The organism is Mucilaginibacter sp. (genome assembly GCF_965201005.1).
Taxonomy (GTDB): domain Bacteria; phylum Bacteroidota; class Bacteroidia; order Sphingobacteriales; family Sphingobacteriaceae; genus Mucilaginibacter_A.
The window spans coordinates 727,717-744,528 of the sequence record NZ_OZ241747.1 but is presented as its reverse complement, the minus strand read 5'-3'; the positions used below and the strand labels follow the sequence as shown (position 1 = coordinate 744,528).

Annotated in this window: 14 protein-coding genes; 9 read left to right on the top strand and 5 right to left on the bottom strand. The window is 41.6% G+C overall.

Features of this window, described 5'->3' with window-relative positions:
- Positions 1 to 35: 35 nt before the first annotated feature.
- From ACOFKR_RS03290 to ACOFKR_RS03280, 3 genes are read left to right on the top strand one after another with little or no spacing between them, the layout of a single operon-like run.
- Positions 36 to 1,382, top strand: a complete 1,347-nt coding sequence (locus ACOFKR_RS03290; RefSeq protein WP_419802608.1) for a TolC family protein — start codon at positions 36 to 38, stop codon at positions 1,380 to 1,382.
- Positions 1,383 to 1,407: 25 nt separating this feature from the next.
- On the top strand, positions 1,408 to 2,511 hold the full coding sequence (locus ACOFKR_RS03285) for an efflux RND transporter periplasmic adaptor subunit (protein WP_419802607.1): 1,104 nt from the start codon (positions 1,408 to 1,410) through the stop codon (positions 2,509 to 2,511).
- A 25-nt stretch (positions 2,512 to 2,536) separates the two neighbouring features.
- Positions 2,537 to 5,965 (top strand): efflux RND transporter permease subunit, encoded by a 3,429-nt coding sequence (locus tag ACOFKR_RS03280; RefSeq protein ID WP_419802606.1) that lies wholly within the window; start codon positions 2,537 to 2,539, stop codon positions 5,963 to 5,965.
- Positions 5,966 to 6,151: 186 nt separating this feature from the next.
- Here ACOFKR_RS03280 and ACOFKR_RS03275 read toward each other — a convergent pair whose 3' ends face one another.
- Positions 6,152 to 8,329 carry a catalase gene (locus ACOFKR_RS03275; RefSeq protein ID WP_419802605.1) on the bottom strand — a complete coding sequence of 726 codons (2,178 nt, stop codon included), beginning with the start codon at positions 8,327 to 8,329 and terminating at the stop codon, positions 6,152 to 6,154.
- Positions 8,330 to 8,547: 218 nt separating this feature from the next.
- Here ACOFKR_RS03275 and ACOFKR_RS03270 point away from each other — a divergent pair, with 218 nt between their 5' ends.
- Positions 8,548 to 9,015 carry a PA2169 family four-helix-bundle protein gene (locus tag ACOFKR_RS03270; protein ID WP_419802604.1) on the top strand — a complete coding sequence of 156 codons (468 nt, stop codon included), beginning with the start codon at positions 8,548 to 8,550 and terminating at the stop codon, positions 9,013 to 9,015.
- A gap of 96 nt (positions 9,016 to 9,111) precedes the next feature.
- Here the strand turns inward: ACOFKR_RS03270 and ACOFKR_RS03265 are convergent, their stop codons facing one another.
- Complete coding sequence (locus ACOFKR_RS03265; protein ID WP_419802603.1) at positions 9,112 to 9,549, bottom strand: nucleoside deaminase; 438 nt, start codon at positions 9,547 to 9,549, stop codon at positions 9,112 to 9,114.
- 133 nt (positions 9,550 to 9,682) lie between these two features.
- On the opposite strand from ACOFKR_RS03265, the gene ACOFKR_RS03260 reads away from it, so the two are divergent.
- The 4 genes from ACOFKR_RS03260 to ACOFKR_RS03245 all read left to right on the top strand — a co-directional run bounded on the left by ACOFKR_RS03260 (position 9,683) and on the right by ACOFKR_RS03245 (position 12,841).
- Positions 9,683 to 9,871: a hypothetical protein gene (locus ACOFKR_RS03260; RefSeq protein WP_419802602.1), complete on the top strand. Its 189-nt coding sequence runs from the start codon at positions 9,683 to 9,685 to the stop codon at positions 9,869 to 9,871.
- Between the two features lie 152 nt (positions 9,872 to 10,023).
- Positions 10,024 to 10,452 (top strand): CBS domain-containing protein, encoded by a 429-nt coding sequence (locus ACOFKR_RS03255; RefSeq protein ID WP_419802601.1) that lies wholly within the window; start codon positions 10,024 to 10,026, stop codon positions 10,450 to 10,452.
- A 183-nt stretch (positions 10,453 to 10,635) separates the two neighbouring features.
- Positions 10,636 to 11,538 carry a TIGR01777 family oxidoreductase gene (locus ACOFKR_RS03250; RefSeq protein WP_419802600.1) on the top strand — a complete coding sequence of 301 codons (903 nt, stop codon included), beginning with the start codon at positions 10,636 to 10,638 and terminating at the stop codon, positions 11,536 to 11,538.
- Positions 11,531 to 12,841, top strand: coding sequence for a cryptochrome/photolyase family protein (locus ACOFKR_RS03245; RefSeq protein WP_419802599.1), 1,311 nt, complete (start codon positions 11,531 to 11,533; stop codon positions 12,839 to 12,841). The genes ACOFKR_RS03250 and ACOFKR_RS03245 overlap by 8 nt, the downstream gene beginning before the upstream one ends.
- A gap of 28 nt (positions 12,842 to 12,869) precedes the next feature.
- Here ACOFKR_RS03245 and ACOFKR_RS03240 read toward each other — a convergent pair whose 3' ends face one another.
- The 3 genes from ACOFKR_RS03240 to ggt form a co-directional block, all read right to left on the bottom strand.
- Positions 12,870 to 13,775 carry an FKBP-type peptidyl-prolyl cis-trans isomerase gene (locus ACOFKR_RS03240; protein WP_419802598.1) on the bottom strand — a complete coding sequence of 302 codons (906 nt, stop codon included), beginning with the start codon at positions 13,773 to 13,775 and terminating at the stop codon, positions 12,870 to 12,872.
- Positions 13,776 to 13,785: 10 nt separating this feature from the next.
- Positions 13,786 to 14,277: an FKBP-type peptidyl-prolyl cis-trans isomerase gene (locus tag ACOFKR_RS03235; protein ID WP_419802597.1), complete on the bottom strand. Its 492-nt coding sequence runs from the start codon at positions 14,275 to 14,277 to the stop codon at positions 13,786 to 13,788.
- A gap of 107 nt (positions 14,278 to 14,384) precedes the next feature.
- The gene (ggt, locus tag ACOFKR_RS03230) at positions 14,385 to 16,100 is read right to left on the bottom strand and encodes a gamma-glutamyltransferase (RefSeq protein ID WP_419802596.1); all 1,716 of its coding nucleotides are present in this window, start codon (positions 16,098 to 16,100) and stop codon (positions 14,385 to 14,387) included.
- 163 nt (positions 16,101 to 16,263) lie between these two features.
- On the opposite strand from ggt, the gene ACOFKR_RS03225 reads away from it, so the two are divergent.
- A complete protein-coding gene (locus tag ACOFKR_RS03225; protein ID WP_419802595.1) occupies positions 16,264 to 16,758 on the top strand; it encodes a hypothetical protein in 495 nt (164 codons plus the stop codon).
- Positions 16,759 to 16,812: the final 54 nt, after the last annotated feature.

Sequence of the window (16,812 nt, the reverse complement as noted above, 5' to 3'; positions counted from 1 at the left end):
CCTTAAACTATCTACTATACCCTATCCGATTTTCAATGAAAAAAACAGTAACGATACTGATCTTAATTTTAGAAGGTTTTAAAGCCTTTTGTCAGTTGCAACCCACTGGCGGTCAAACTTATAATTTTAGTGTTGCAGATTGTGTTAAATATGCCGATGACCACCAAAGCACTGTTGTTAACGCCAACCTCGACATAAAAAGCGCAGAATACAGGGTGAAAGAAACTATTGGAATTGGCTTGCCACAAATTAGCGGACAGGCTACTTTCACCGATTATTTAAAACTGCCCACAACACTTTTGCCAGGCGAATTTTTTAATCAGCCGGGTACTTTTATACCCGTAAAGTTTGGTGTTAATTACAACTCCAACTTAGCGTTAAACGCCAGTCAGATTATTTTTAGCGGAAGTTATTTGGTTGGGTTAAAAGCGGCAAAAACGTATAAAGAATTATCCAACAGAAACTATACCCGTTCTAAAATTGATGTTGATGTTAACGTAACCAAAGCTTATTACCAGGTATTGGTCAGCAATGAGCAAATCCGTTTGCTGGATGCCAATATCAATCAGCTGAAACAACAGGTTGAACAAACAACGGCGCAAAACAAACAGGGGTTTGTTGAGAAAATAGATGTTGACAGAATTACCGTTCAATACAATAATTTGGTAACCAACAGAGAGAACACGCTTCGTTTGCTGGCATTAAATTATGAGTTGTTGAAATTTCAGATGGGAATGCCGATTGAATATAATTTAACGTTGGTAGATAAATTGGCCGATGTTGGCCTGGACAACAATGTGGTTGCCTACACTACAGATACCACCTTTTACCGTAACCGTATAGAGTATGGCTTACAGGAAAGCCAAAAGGATTTGAATGCTTTGGATATAAAAAACAGGATTTCGCAATATTATCCGTCTTTAACAGCAAATGGAAGTGTTGCCGCTGCGTTTCAGAACAACTCTTTCGGACAGTTATATAATTCTTCTTTTCCGTCAAGTTATGTTGGCCTTACTTTAAATGTGCCTATATTTAATGGCTTTCAGCGTTTGAACCAGATTAAGCAGGCGAAAATTACTTATTTAAAATCCCAGAACGATCTGATCAATTTGAAAAACTCTTTAAATTTACAGGCAAGCCAGGCCAGCGTTGCTTATACCAACGGTTTGCAAACGCTCAACAACCAAAAGAAAAGCCAGGAACTGGCACGTGAAGTTCTGCGGGTTTCCAAAATAAAATATCAGCAGGGCGTAGGTTCAAGTATTGAAGTTACTCAAGCTCAAACTGAACTGGAAAATGCAGATAATCAATACATCCAGGGACTTTACGACGCTTTAGTAAGTAAAGTAGATTTGGAAAGAGCATACGGCAGAATTAAATAACCGACCAATATCATATTTACAAACAATGAAAAAAATATTATACATAGCACCCATGCTGTTTTTAGCGGCATGTTCCCAGAAACCGAAAGATAAAAAAACCGAACTGGCCGATCTGCAAAAACAGCAGGCAAATATCAATGCCAAGATTGATAAGCTCAAGGCAGCAACCGGTTCTTCAGATTCTACACAATCAACAGATGTGGCCATCACCGAAATCAAGCCTGGCAATTTTACCAATTATGTGCAGATACAAGGTAAAATTGATGCTCAGGATAACGTAACAGCATATCCGCAAGCACCGGGAACAATCCTTGCCATCAATGCAAAACCTGGCCAGCATGTATCAAAAGGACAAGTTTTGGCTCAGTTGGACAATAGTGTTCTGAAGCAGAACATTGCCCAGGCAGAAGCACAGGTTGCCTTGGTGAAAACTTTATATCAGCGTCAGAAAAACCTTTGGGACCAAAAAATCGGGACGGAAGTGCAATATTTACAAGCGCAAACCAATCTTGAAAGCGCACAGAAACAAGTTGCCGCTTTGCGCGAACAGGCAAGTATGTACCGGATAGTTTCGCCAATCAACGGAACTATTGACCAAATGGACCTGAAACTCGGGCAAGTTGCACAGCCCGGCGCAACTGGCATCCGGATTGTAAATGCTGATAATTTAAAGGTTAAAGCCGATGTGCCCGAATCTTATTCCGGAAGTGTAAACACCGGAAACAATGTGAAGATTTTGATACCGGACGCTAATGATTCACTTACAACTAAAGTTACTTTTGCTGCTAAAGCCATCGATCCAACGTCCAGGAGTTTTGCCGTAGAGATTAAACTGCCAACACGCAAAAACCTCCGACCGAACATGACGGCGATTTTGAAAATTGCCAATTACGGCAATAAAGATGCCATCGTGATCCCGGTAAAAGCCATCCAGAAATCCGAAGATGGCGATTACGTTTTTGTGGATGATAATGGTTCGGCAAAAAGAAAAAACATCAAGGTTGGAAAAACCTATAATGGCGAGTCTGAAATTTTATCAGGCTTAAAAGCCGGAGACCGATTGATTACGGCTGGTGCCGAAGACCTGGAAGATGGCGACAAAGTAAAAGTGCTTCAGCAAGCAAGTTAATTTAACTTATTGATCTCAAAACAGTATGAAAGATCTAAAAAAAGAATTTGCGCCCTCAAGCTGGGCCATTGACAACAAAACCGCCATTTATGTGCTCATATTTTTGATCACAGTGCTGGGTTTGATTAGTTACAACAGTTTGCCGAAAGAAAACTTTCCGGACATTGCGCAATCCAAAGTTTTTGTGACGACCGCTTATGCAGGCCAATCGCCCCAAAATATTGAAAACTTAGTGACCAAGCAGATTGAAAAACAGCTGAAATCCTTGAAAGGACTGAAAAAAGTTACCTCAAACTCGGTTCAGAATGTTTCTATCATTACGGCAGAGTTTAATGCCAACATTAACATTAAAGATGCAAAAATTGACGTAAAAGATGCAGTTGACAAAGCAAAGCAAGATCTTCCGCAGAATGACGATAACTTGAAAGAGTCCGTTATTTCAGATATCAACGTGGCCGATTTGCCTATTTTATACATCAATATTTCCGGTGATTATGATTTAAAACGTTTGAAAGAATATGCCGATCTTTTGAAAGATGATATCGAAAGTTACAAGGAAATCTCTAAAGTTGATGAAGTTGGTGCGCTCACGCCCGAAATTCAGGTCAACGTTGATTTGAATAAAATGGCCGCCGCGCAAATCAGTTTTAACGATATTATCCAGGCTATCGGTTCTGAAAACATATTGACAACTGCCGGAACGATCAAAACCGATGGTGTCAGGCGCAGCATCGATATCAAGCAGGATTTTAAAAACGCTGCTGAAGTTGCGGAAATGGCGATCCGAAACCCGAAAGGGCAAAGTGTTTACCTGCGTGATATCGCAAATATCAAAGATTCGTTTTTAGAACAGGAAAGTTATGCTCGGTTGAAAACGTCGAACAGTCCTGATTTTAAAAATGTGATTACCTTAAACGTTAGTAAACGCGCGGGAGAAAACCTGATCCAAGCATCGGACAAGATCAACGCACTAATCAAACAAAAAGAAAAAACCGTTTTCCCGAAGGGTTTGAACATTACGGTAACCGGCGATCAGTCTGACAAAACCCGTACAACGCTGAACGATTTGATCAACACCATTGTAATCGGTTTTATATTGGTGACCGTGATCCTGATGTTTTTTATGGGAACCACTAACGCTATTTTTGTGGCACTTTCGGTTCCGTTATCTTGCTTTATAGCGTTTTTAGTAATGCCCGCCATAGGGTTTACGCTAAACATGATCGTGCTTTTCTCTTTCCTGCTTGCCCTAGGGATTGTTGTGGACGATGCCATTGTAGTGATCGAAAACACGCACCGCATTTTTGACAACGGAAAAGTACCGATAAAAGAAGCAGCAAAACAAGCCGCCGGCGAAGTGTTTTTACCAGTGTTTTCCGGTACGATGACGACGCTTGCACCATTCGTTCCTTTAGCTTTTTGGAACAGTTTAATCGGGCACTTTATGTTCTTTCTACCGATCACATTGATTATCACGTTATTGGCCTCACTGGTTGTGGCATATATTATGAACCCGGTTTTTGCGGTTGATTTTATGAAGCCTCACGTAAAAGGAGAACATCAGCATCCTAAATTTGATAAAAAGCTGCAACGCACCCTGATATATCTGGCCATTGCTACTACTGTTGCCTATTTTATCAATGTTGGTTTTGGCAATTTCATGGCTTTGATGATTGTGTTGTTCCTGATCAATCATTTCTTTCTATTGGGCGTGATTGACAATTTTCAGGAAAATACCTGGCCGCGGTTTCAAGCCTGGTATGCCAAATGGTTGGAACGGGCAGTAAAACGGCCTGTAACTATTCTATCCGGTACGTTTGGGCTGTTTGTTTTAGCTATTGTTTTAACATCGTTGTTTGGCAAAACACCGGAATTTTTCCCTTCCGGAGATCCAAACTTTGCATACGTTTATGTTACAATGCCGATCGGGACAGACCAGGCAACTACAAACGAAGTTGTTAAAAAACTGGAAAAAAATGTCTCTCAAGTCGTTGCGCCGGATAAAAATATTGTTTCGTCAATTATTTCCAATGTAACCAAAGGTGTAACTGACCCAACGGACGAAGATCAGGGCGATTATGAAAACAAAGGCAAAATTACGGTTGCTTTTGTAGAATTTGGCAAGCGTGAAGGTGCAGATACCAAAAAGGTTTTGGCCAATATCCGTAAATCAGTGCAAGGCATTATCCCTGGTGTAAAGATATCTGTAGCACAGGAAAATAGCGGTCCGCCGGTACAAAAAGATATAAGTATTGAAATTATTGGCGATAACTTAGATTCATTGGTAAAGACCGGTGACCGATTGAAAAGTTATATTGAAAAACAAAATATTGCCGGGATAGAAAATCTGACCGCTGATGTACAGAACGATAAACCGGAGATCGTTTTTGATATTGACCGCGAAAGGGCAAATCGTGAAGGTGTAAATACCGCACAAATCAGCCAGGCATTGGGCACCGCTGTTTTTGGCGCGAAAGCTGGCGATTTTAGGAATACGAAAGAAGATGATTACCAGATTAAAGTACGCGCTTTGGAAAGCCAGCGGAGTAACATCGACGAGCTTAAAAATATGAAAATCACGTATCGGGACATGGGTTTGGGCGGTGTGATCCGGCAGGTTCCGTTGTCGGCCTTCACCGATGTCCGCTACACAAAAACGTACAGCAACATCAAACACAAACAACAAAGGCGTGTGCTGACTTTAGGTTCCAGCGTGATTAAGCCTTACAACGCCAACGAGGTAAACGCTGAAATTTTGAAAGCCATCAAAAACTTTAAGAAGCCGGACGATATCATCATCCGACAAGGTGGCGGACAGGAAGACCAGCTCGAAGCCGTAACCTTTTTGGGTGGTGCTTTGGCTACGTCTTTTGGTTTGATTTTGATTATATTGATGATCCAGTTCAATTCCATTGGCAAAACGCTCATCATTATTAGTGAAATCTTCTTCAGCATTATCGGGGTGTTGCTTGGTGTAACGATTTTTGGGATGACGATGGCCATTGTAATGACCGGCATCGGAATTATTGCGCTGGCAGGCGTTGTCGTCCGAAATGGAATCCTTCTGGTAGAATTTACCGATATGCTGGTTGAACAAGGCGTAAGCGTACACGATGCCGTGGTGGAAGCAGGCCATACGCGGATGACGCCGGTTTTGCTCACTGCAACGGCCGCCATTATGGGTTTAATTCCGCTGGCAGTTGGTTTTAATATTGATTTTATTGGCTTGTTTACAGAGTTTAAACCACATATTCACTTTGGTGGAGATAACGTAGCTTTCTGGGGGCCTTTGGCATGGACGATGATCTTTGGTTTAGGTTTTGCGACCGTGATCACGCTGATTTTAGTACCTTGTATGTACCTCATCCGCGTAAACCTTAAAAAGCGTTTATTTGGTAAAAAGGAAAAAATAGTTGTAAATCATGAGTTGGAAGCGGTAGAAGCTCAATCCTAAATTTATACCGATAAAAGAAGTACGCTTCTTTTATAAACAAAATAACCCATGCTGATTTTAGTTGGCGTGGGTTTTTGTATTTGAGAAAATTTTTATTTGAGAAATGTACTCAATATCTGGATACATAAAATCCGTGCAATTATACCAACTGCACGGATTTTATACCGATAAAAACAGTATCAGTAATTAAGCTGGAAACTTTTCTTCCGGTTTTTCACGCTCCCAGAAACGGTGTTTGCCGATTGCGGTTACAAAGGCGGCCGGTGCCTGGTTTAAAATCAAACCTTTGTTTACCAAACCAGCTTCATCCGGGTTTGCCGCAAATACCTTTTTTCCTAAATACGAAGCTTTCAACAATTCAACCGCTTCTTTATCGGCAGCAATTGCCTTGCAGTGGCGATAGGCTTCATCCACAAAATGCAATGCATCACCTTCCATAATCAGCATATCGACACTGTTTTTCCCGCCGGGGACATAAACGGCATCAAACAAAACCGAAGCGGCCTGCAAAAAACTTTGATCTACTTTTAACTCGTTGCCTTTGCTGCATTTGATTTTGCCGCCTTTTGGTGACACAATTTTCACCATTGCACCTTCTGCCGTTAAAGCAGTTTTCATCGCGCTTAACGCTTCACCATCAAAACCATTGGCAACTAAAAATGCAATCTGACGTGTTTTGATCGTTGGGTTAATGATTTTGGCCATGCTTAAAGCCTCTGATTTCTGTACAGAAGATTTTCCCACAACAGATTCACTTTCAGTCATATCTGCATCCGCACCATGACTAAAATTGATCGGTTTTAATGGTTCTGCCGGTACGTCCATGCCCAGTTTGTCTGCAACTTTAGATGCCAGCTTATTGCTGATCTGGTTTAACAAACCCAGCATTCTGGTCACTATTTCGTCCAGTTCTACCTTGCCCAGTTCAAAACTCAAGGCATCGATAATATGGTTTTGTTCCGGCTCGGATTGCGAATTGAAAAATAATGTGGCCTGACTAAAATGATCCCGGAAACTTGCACTGCGGGCACGGATTTTTGCGGCTTCAATCCGCTCCTGGTAAGATGTAAAACCACCTTCTGATACTTTTGCCTGATTCGGGCTGCCGTTTGCAATCTTATTCGGTTCGTAAGCTGTACGGCCGCTGTTGATAGTTTGGCGCATATGGCCATCGCGCTGGTTATTGATAATTGGGGCAATAGAACGGTTGATGGGGATTTCGTGAAAATTCGGACTACCTAAACGGGACAACTGCGTATCTGTGTAAGAGAACAATCGGCCTTGCAATAAAGGGTCGTTTGTAAAATCCAAACCGGGAACAATGTGGCCGGGATGAAAGGCAACCTGTTCTGTTTCAGCAAAATAACTGTCCGGATTACGGTTTAATACCATTTTACCAAAACGTTGTACCGGCACCAGCTCTTCAGGCACTAATTTCGTGGCATCCAACAAATCGAAGCCAAACTTATGTTCATCTTCTTCCGGTATAATTTGAAAGCCCAGTTCCCATTCCGGGAAATCGCCGTTTTCAATTGCTTCCCATAAATCCAAACGGTGGAAATCACTGTTTTTACCGGATATTTTTTGAGCTTCGTCCCAAGCTACAGAGTGTACGCCCAAAAGCGGTTTCCAATGAAATTTCACAAAAACTGATTTACCTTCTTCATTGATCAAACGCCAGGTATGAACATTGAACCCTTCCATCATCCGCAAACTGCGCGGGATGGCACGATCGCTCATAATCCACATCAGCATGTGCAGGCTTTCGGGCATCAGGGAGATAAAATCGTAAAAAGTATCATGCGCAGACGCGGCCTGCGGGATTTCATTATGCGGTTCTGGTTTTACAGCATGTATCAGATCAGGAAAATTGATCGCATCTTGTATAAAAAACACCGGGATATTGTTTCCGACAAAATCGTAAATACCTTCTTCGGTGTAAAATTTAACGGCAAAACCACGTACATCACGCGCCAGATCTGTTGATCCTCTTGATCCGCCAACAGTAGAAAAACGCGCAAATATGGGCGTTTTGCGTGACGGATCTGTTAAAAAACCGGCTTTGGTATATTTTTTCAACGAATCGTCATACACCTGAAAATAACCATGCGCGCCTGCCCCACGCGCATGCACCACACGTTCCGGTATGCGTTCATGATCAAAATGAAAGATTTTTTCCCGTAAAATAAAATCTTCTAAAAGTGTTGGTCCGCGCTCGCCTGCTTTCAGGGAGTTATGATCGTCGTTTACTTTTAAGCCCTGGTTTGTTGTTAAAAATTTACCATCGACATAAGAAGTGTCTTGCTCCAGATCCTGCAGTTTTTTGTTGGTTTCAGTTCTGTTTTGCTGATTTTTGTTTTCCATTGGTTTGATATTATAAGATGATTTTTTGAATCTGTCCAGACTCAAAAGCAACCGAAAATAAAAGGTGCAAAAGGTGTTTTTTGTTTGTCTAAAAACAAATGCTTTTTTTATCGGATATATTTTGTCTTCTTAAAAAAATCTTCCGTTTATCGACTACTTTCAATTTTAAAAAACTATCGTTGTAAATAACTGTTGCCATCGTATCAAAACTTTAAATTATGGCAAATTCAGAAACCGCAGAAAATCAAGTATCTGCATTAAACGATTTAATTAAAATAAATAATGACCGCGCTGCGGGCTACCAAAAAGCTTTGGAAAATACTCAGGAAGCTGATTTAAAAGCCTTGTTTCCGGGTTATGTTGCACAAAGCAAAAAAAATTCATCAGAATTGGAAGGTTTTGTAAAATCCCTGGGTGGAAAACCGGCAGATTCAACCAGTATTGCCGGGGATTTACACCATGCCTGGATTGATGTAAAAGGTGCTTTTACCAGTAATGATCGCCATGCTGTTTTAGCAGAATGTGAATCTGGCGAGGATGTAGCTAAAAAAGCTTACAAAGAAGCTTTAGGCGATACTGATATAAGCTGGGACGCTAACATCAGCACTGCCATCAGTAGTCAAAATCAAGGTATTTTATCTGCACATAACGAAGTGAAAGCTTTGCGTGATGCAGCAAAAAGTTAGTATTGTTTTTATTTATAAAAAAAGCTTCACTTTTTAAGTGAAGCTTTTTTATGCACTATTATTGGCAAAATTTAAGCCGATAAAAACAGTATCAATTTATACACCGATATCTTCGTTCCACAACTCAGGGTTTTCGTTTATAAATTGCTGCATCATTTGGTAGCATTGCTGGTCATCAGCCAAAATTACTTCTACACCACGGGCACGCAGCAAATCTTCCTCCCCCAAAAACGTTCTATTTTCGCCAACAATTACCTTTGGGATACCGTAAAGCAATATAGTACCAGAGCACATTGGGCAAGGCGAAAGTGTGGTATATAACTGGCATTCCCGGTAAACGGCAGCAGGCAAACGGCCGGCATTTTCCAGTGCATCCATCTCTCCGTGTAAAATTGCACTCCCTTTTTGCACACGGCGATTGTGGCCGCGGCCGATTATTTTGCCTTGGTGCACCAAAACAGAACCGATTGGGATGCCGCCTTCACGATAACCGATTTTTGCTTCGTTTAAAGCTTCATTTAAAAAATTGTTCATTATATATTGAGTTAATACGAGTTATTTTATTTAGAATAAAGTAAAAAAACAAGTTTTGTTACAAACAAATTGGCTTGTATGTGTTTACCTTTATAAAACTAAATTAATAATCAACAAACTAAAACTAAGAATTATGAAAATGTCAGCTTTGAAAGCAATGATGATGGCGGGTGCGATGATAGTTGCTACCTGTTTAACAGCTAATGCATCTCCTGTAAAACATGCTACTCAAATGAGCCAGGATACCATGAAAAAAGGTAAAAAAATGGGCAAAATGGGTAAGATGAAAAAAATGAAAAAAGATACTTCAAGCAAAATGTAATATCTGATTTCATTAAAAATTGAAAAAGAGGGTTGTTTAAGTACAGTCCTCTTTTTTTATGTGCTAAAAACAGCATTACATTTATTAAAAATATGATGCTATTTTTATCTTATTGATTATCTTTAGGTTCCTAACCGTTAACCAGTTATATCATGAAGAAAATCAATTTAATCCTCGAAAAAAAAGGCCGTCAGGTTTATCATGTAACCGCTCAAACTTGCGTTTTTGATGCTTTGCAAATGATGCTCGAAAAAAACATCAGTGCTTTGTTGATCATGGAGCAGGAAAATTTACTGGGCATTTTTACCGAACGCGATTATGCGCGAAAACTGGTTTTACAGGGAAAATCATCCAAAGAAACCCCAGTCAGGGAAATCATGACCGCGGATTTGCTCACACTTTCTACCAACAGCACTATCGATCAATGTATGGAAATGATGACAGACAAAAAAATCCGCCATTTGCCTGTGCTCGAAAACAATTATGTTGTTGGCATGATTTCGATCGGCGATGTGGTAAAGTTTATCATCGAAGACCAGAAACAAACCATCCAGCAGTTGGAAAGCTATATTGCCAGCTAAATTTTAGGGTGATAAAAACAGCATTCCCTTAAAAGCCAGGGGTTCAAACGGCCTGCACATGGTTGTTTAACGTTGCCGATAAATCGGTTTTTACCCATTTTTCTGTTCAAAAAAACAATATCTCGTTCAAATATTTATGCTTCCGGCCAAACTAAATTTACTGTAAAAAGTTGTTTCAAGCTGATGGGAAAGCATATTTTAATCACCGGTGGCACCGGTTTGGTTGGCAAACCTTTAACGCAACTTTTGCTGGACAAAGGTTATACCGTGAGCCATTTAAGCCGTAAAGCAGCCAACATTCCACCGGTTAAAACTTTTTTATGGGATGTGGAGAAAGCGGAAATCGACCCAAACTGCATCAATGATGTAGCTATAATTATCCATCTGGCCGGTGCCGGAATTGCAGACGAACGCTGGACGGATGCACGGAAACAGGAAATCCTAAGCAGCCGTACAAAATCTATCGAACTGATTTATAGTTTATTAAGAAAACATCCGCATCAGGTTAAAAAAATCATTTCTGCTTCTGCAACCGGTTATTATTGTGATCGGGGCGATGAACTGCTTACAGAAAAATCACCGCCGATGGTAGATTTTTTGGGAAGATGCTGTGTTGCCTGGGAACAGGCCGTAGATAAAGGGGAAGCTTTAGGTTTAAAAATCCTGAAATTCAGGACTGGCGTAGTTTTAACAGACGAAGGCGGTGCTTTGAAACAGCTGGCCTTACCGATAAAATTTGGTTTCGGAACGGTGCTGGGATCTGGCAGGCAATGGGTTCCGTGGATTCATTTGCAGGATGTAATTGATATGTATTTGTTCGGGGTAGAAAATGACCTGACCGGCGTTTACAACATGGTGGCACCCAATCCGGTTACCAATTTTAAGCTGACTGTTGCTGCCGCCACACAACTAAACCGCCCGTTGTGGCTGCCAAAAGTCCCTGCTTTTGCTTTAAAGTTAGCAATGGGCGAAATGAGTGCCGTGGTTTTATATAGCACCAAAGTATCTGCAGAAAAAATAGAAGCGGCCGGATTTCAATTCAAATTTCCTACCCTAAAAGAAGCATTGCGCCAAATTTATGCCTAATAAAAAAAGCATTAACGTGTTCTGGTTTCGGCGGGATTTGAGATTGTATGATAATGCCGGATTTTACCGCGCACTAAAAAGTGGGAAACCGGTTTTGCCTGTGTTTATTTTTGACACCGTGATATTGGATAAGCTGGACGATCAGGATGATTCACGCGTTACGTTTATTTATCGTTGTCTGGCCGAAATGGACAAGCAGTTGAAAAACTCAGGCAGTTCTGTCCTTATCAAAAATACTTCACCGGAAAACGCCTGGAAAGAAATTTTGGAAGAATACGATGTGGACACTGTTTTTACCAACCAGGATTATGAGCCGTATGCCAAAGAGCGCGATGCGGCCATTGCCCAAATTTTAGCCGGTAAAAACAGTATGTTTTGTACTTTTAAAGATCAGGTAATTTTTGATCGGGACGAGGTTACCAAACCGGACGGCCAACCTTATACTGTTTTTACACCATATAAACGCAAATGGCTGGAAAAGTTGAACAGTTTTTACCTGAAAGCTTATCCAACAGAAAAATATTTTGCAAATCTGCTTCAGATCAAACTACAGTTTCCAACTTTGCAATCTATTGGTTTTACAGAAAGCAGTTTGCCCATTCCGGATCAGGAATATAAATCTATAATTGCCGATTATGCCAAAACCCGTGATTTTCCGGCTATGGACGGCACTTCCCGCATCAGTCATCATTTGCGTTTCGGCACGGTCAGCATTCGCGAACTGGCCTCGGAAGCCAGCAAATCCGCAGAAAAAACCTGGCTGAACGAATTGATATGGCGGGATTTTTATGCGATGGTGCTCTGGCATTTTCCGCAAACAAAAGATCATGCTTACAAAACCGATTTTGAAAAAGTTGAATGGCGCAACAACGACCAGGAATTTGAAGCCTGGTGCAAGGGCGAAACCGGCTATCCGCTGGTGGATGCCGGGATGCGGCAACTGAACACGATTGGCTGGATGCACAACCGTTTGCGCATGGTTACGGCCAGTTTTTTAAGTAAAGATTTGTTGATTGACTGGCGCTGGGGCGAACATTATTTTTCGAGAAAACTGCTGGATTATGATATGGCCAGCAATGTTGGCGGGTGGCAATGGGCCGCCGGTACAGGTACTGATGCAGCTCCGTTTTTCCGGATATTCAGTCCGGAGGCGCAAACCAAACGCTTCGACCCAAAAATGGAATATATCAAAAAATGGGTTCCGGAGGTTGATGACCCATTAAAATACCCAAAACCCATTGTAGATCATAAAGAAGCCCGCGACCGTTGCCTGAAAGCCTTTAAAGAAGCATTGAACAAATAAAGTTAAATGCTTCTTTTATCAACCTAAATTAGTTGGTTACTGCGGTTACGTTTATGGTATAATCTAATATCGAGGCTGGTGGGATTTTGTAATTGTAATCACCCGCCGTGGCTGATGCAGGATTCTTGCCATAACCTAAATCAGAAGGAATTAACAACCTGATTTTGCCGCCTGAGTTGATTTTCTGTAAACCTTCCCGTACTCCTGCAGAATTAAAAGCACCAACATTTTGAGCCGCAGGGCTTGTGGTTTCAACAACAGTAGTTGTCCCGTTTTTTAACACTCCTTTGTTTAAAGTAACAGTAACTGAAGATGTGCTGTATATCTGATCTTTCCCTGAACCACCATCTAAAATTTGATAATACAACCCGGAAACGGTTTTTTTAAATCCGGTGAGGTTATTTTTTTTAATGTAATTTCTGATTTGGATAGTATCATAAGCCAACTGGCTATCAGCATTGTACAGGTAAACCGTGTAATCCAAAGATTCATTTCCCGGGATTTTGGCACTTGGAAAACCGCTCACGCCGTAAGCTTGTTTAGAAGGAATAAGCAATTGAATAATACCGTTACGCCTTTGCAAATATTTTTTAAGCCCGTATTGCAAACCAAACGGTAAAGTTGTAAGGTTTGAACCCACATAGTTGGCCACCCGGTTTAACACGGTATCAGTAGAAATATATTTTCCATCCAATGTTTTAACCGTAAAAGCATAAAAAATCCTGTCGGTATCTGTTAATGGATTTCCGGTATCGCCTGGTTTAATTATGTGATAATAAATTCCGCTGTCGCCTGCCATCATTGTTAAATGATTGGCTGAGATATAGCTTTGTATAGTTTGATCGTCGTAGGAAGATATAGTTTGGTAATCCTTTTTGCAGGAAAACATGGCTAAAACAAGTATGGCCAAAAAGGCAAAAGCAAATTGCTTCATTATAAATTATTTAATTGGTAACGTTATATAATCGAATGTCAAAATCAAGACAGGAGCCTCCTGGTATCATTAAGTTGCTGGTTTGCGAAACAGGACCGTAAGCATAACGTGAAGGTACAAAAAGACGTATCCGGCCGTATTTATTTATCAGCGGAATGCCCACACGCCAACCTCTGATCACATTTCCTAAAGTGTAGGATGGATGGATGGTATCAGTTTTGCTGATGATTTCGGGCTTGGGGATAATTTTGGCCGTATAACCAACCGTAATTAAAGTTGAACTGGTATAAGAGCTGGCCACTGTCCCGGAATCAATTATCTGATAATAAACCCCAATAGTATCGGATACTTTTTTTATCGGTATATTATTGGCAACCAGAAAATTACGGATAGTTACACTGTCTTTCCCGATCTGTGCCAGATAAGCTTCTGTGTCCGAATTTGTTTTTGCACAAGCCGAGCAGGCCAATACCAGTACAAAAACAACAAACAACTTATTCATGCCAACAGGGTAAACCGCAAATTTATCGTTTTAATTTTCAAAAACCGCGGCTTAACATATTTTAACAAATCGGGTTTTGTGTTGATGCTTCTTTTATCAGTTAAAATTTACCAGCCTAATTTAGTATCATCGCCCCGTGGGTCGGCACCACCTTCGTAATAGCCCCATTTGGTTTTCAGGATGGCATCCACGCGGCCAATCGGGCCATGCGGCGAAATTTTGTAACCCTTTTTTTCCAGTTTTTGAGTAGTGGCACTATCCAGCGCACCTTTTTCTACCTGGATATCATCCGGCAGCCATTGGTGATGAAACCGTTTGGATGTAACCGCGCGCTGCATACCCTGGTCAAATTCAATCACGTTCAAAATTGTTTGAAAAACCGAAGTGATTATGGTAGCTCCGCCCGGCGTGCCTACTACCATAAACAGTTTACCGTCTTTTTCCAAAATGGCAGGCGTCATCGAACTTAACATCCGTTTTCCCGGCTGGATCGAATTGGCCTTCCCTCCTATCAAGCCAAACATATTCGGCACGCCCGGTTTTGAGCTGAAATCGTCCATTTCGTTGTTCAGCAAAAAACCTGCGCCTTTTACCACAATGCCTGATCCGAACGAACCGTTTAAGGTAGTGGTAACAGAAACCGCATTGCCTTCTTTGTCCACCACAACCAGGTGCGTGGTCTGATCACTTTCATATCCCGCAAAAGATCCCGGCCGGATGCTGCTGCTCGGCGTCGCTTTGTCCCAATCCAAGGTTTTCATCCGCATATCGATGTATTTGGGTTGAAGCAAACTATCCACCGGCACTTTAAAAAAATCCGGGTCGCCCAGGTATTTAGACCGGTCTGCATAAACCCTGCGTTCTGCCTCAACCATTACCTGCACAGTAGAATCCTGGTTAAACCCCCAGCGTTTCAGCGGAAAAGGCTCTACCGACCGCAGCAATTGCAGCAGCGCGATCCCGCCACTGGAAGGCGGCGGCATCGTGATGATTTTATATTCTTTATAGTTGCCTGTAATGGCTTTGCGCCAAACCGAATGGTAATTTTTTAGATCTGTTTTGGTGATTAAACCGTTGCCGCTTTTCATTTCGGCCACCAGTTCATCCGCTACTTTTCCATCGTAAAAACCGTTTCGGCCCTGATCCCGGATCAGTTCTAAAGTTGCGCCCAAATCTTCCTGCACCAAAATATCGCCCGCTTTCCAGCCACCGGGCTTTAAATAATAATTTTTTCCGGGATTAAGTTTTTGAAAATTGCTTTGTGCCGATGTCAGGTTGGCGGCTAATTTATCCGTCAGCTTAAAACCATTTTCAGCCAGATTGATGGCCGGCTGCACCAACTCTTCCCATTTTAATTTGCCATATTTCCGGTGCGCCTCCACCATGCCATCCACCGAGCCGGGCACGCCAGAAGCCTGGTGCGTATGCAAACTTTTATCTGCAATAACATTCCCGGCCGAATCCAGGTACATGTTGGTACTGGCCGCAGCAGGTGCTTTTTCCCGGAAATCCAGCGTGTTGGTTTCGCCTTTGCAAGATCGATAAACCATAAAACCGCCGCCGCCAATGTTGCCCGCTGTTGGGTGCACAACGGCCAGCGCAAACTGCACTGCAATAGAAGCATCTACCGCGTTGCCGCCTTTTTGCAGCACTTCCAAACCGGCCTTTGCGGCATCAGGATAAGCGCAAACCACCATGCCGTTCCTAAATTCCTGCCCCTTGCTTTTGCCAAGTTGCCCGCTTACACAACCGGCCGATAAATAAACGGCTGCGCCAACAGTCAGAAATAACCTGATGCTTCTTTTAGCTGGTAAATTTTGCATAACAGAAATTTAATTTCTGCTAAAATATTATATTTCAACCATAACTATTAATCCTTTAAATGTTTATCCTGTCGTAACGGTTTAATTTTTTACTGGAAAACAACTGCTATTTGATGAAAATTTTCATTTTTGCACCAAATATCCTACTGATTAATCCTTTACTATGAAAAAAATATTTTCCAACCTGTTCCTGTTATTTGCTATTGCTTTCAGTGCCAAAACCGCTTCGGCACAAAGTTATCAAACCGCTGCCGGCTTACGTTTCAGTTATGAAAGCGGCCCGTCGGTTAAATACTTTGCCACACCAAACATCGCTTTAGAAGGCGTTTTAGGTTTCCGTGAAAAAGGCGTGGTTTTTACCGGTTTGTTTGAAATCCACCAGGCTGCTTTTAATGTGGATGGTTTAAAGTTTTATTATGGTGCCGGTGCGCACATTGGCGGCGTTGGTGCTGGTGATTACCGCGTTTACAACGGCGATTATAAAATTTACGGTAATTCATCTTTATTGTTTGGGGCCGATGCCACTATCGGTTTAGAATACATTATCCCAAATACGCCCATTGCCGTAAGTGCAGATTTAGACCCGAGGATTGAATTTATACGCGGCCCGTTTTTTAATTTAACGCCCAGCATTGGGGTTAAATATGCTTTTAAGTAAAATTTGGGGTGATAAAAGAAGCATACTGATTTTTGACCATGCTTCTTTTATCAC

What these genes read in the sequence shown, in the direction of transcription:
- ACOFKR_RS03245 (WP_419802599.1), top strand. Translation starts at nt 11,531, where the DNA reads ATGCCTAATAAAAAAAGCATTAACGTGTTCTGGTTTCGGCGGGATTTG.
- ACOFKR_RS03290 (WP_419802608.1), top strand. Translation starts at nt 36, where the DNA reads ATGAAAAAAACAGTAACGATACTGATCTTAATTTTAGAAGGTTTTAAA.
- ACOFKR_RS03285 (WP_419802607.1), top strand. Translation starts at nt 1,408, where the DNA reads ATGAAAAAAATATTATACATAGCACCCATGCTGTTTTTAGCGGCATGT.
- ACOFKR_RS03250 (WP_419802600.1), top strand. Translation starts at nt 10,636, where the DNA reads ATGGGAAAGCATATTTTAATCACCGGTGGCACCGGTTTGGTTGGCAAA.
- ACOFKR_RS03235 (WP_419802597.1), bottom strand. Translation starts at nt 14,277, where the DNA reads ATGAATAAGTTGTTTGTTGTTTTTGTACTGGTATTGGCCTGCTCGGCT.
- ggt (WP_419802596.1), bottom strand. Translation starts at nt 16,100, where the DNA reads ATGCAAAATTTACCAGCTAAAAGAAGCATCAGGTTATTTCTGACTGTT.
- ACOFKR_RS03280 (WP_419802606.1), top strand. Translation starts at nt 2,537, where the DNA reads ATGAAAGATCTAAAAAAAGAATTTGCGCCCTCAAGCTGGGCCATTGAC.
- ACOFKR_RS03255 (WP_419802601.1), top strand. Translation starts at nt 10,024, where the DNA reads ATGAAGAAAATCAATTTAATCCTCGAAAAAAAAGGCCGTCAGGTTTAT.
- ACOFKR_RS03275 (WP_419802605.1), bottom strand. Translation starts at nt 8,329, where the DNA reads ATGGAAAACAAAAATCAGCAAAACAGAACTGAAACCAACAAAAAACTG.
- ACOFKR_RS03265 (WP_419802603.1), bottom strand. Translation starts at nt 9,549, where the DNA reads ATGAACAATTTTTTAAATGAAGCTTTAAACGAAGCAAAAATCGGTTAT.
- ACOFKR_RS03260 (WP_419802602.1), top strand. Translation starts at nt 9,683, where the DNA reads ATGAAAATGTCAGCTTTGAAAGCAATGATGATGGCGGGTGCGATGATA.
- ACOFKR_RS03240 (WP_419802598.1), bottom strand. Translation starts at nt 13,775, where the DNA reads ATGAAGCAATTTGCTTTTGCCTTTTTGGCCATACTTGTTTTAGCCATG.
- ACOFKR_RS03225 (WP_419802595.1), top strand. Translation starts at nt 16,264, where the DNA reads ATGAAAAAAATATTTTCCAACCTGTTCCTGTTATTTGCTATTGCTTTC.
- ACOFKR_RS03270 (WP_419802604.1), top strand. Translation starts at nt 8,548, where the DNA reads ATGGCAAATTCAGAAACCGCAGAAAATCAAGTATCTGCATTAAACGAT.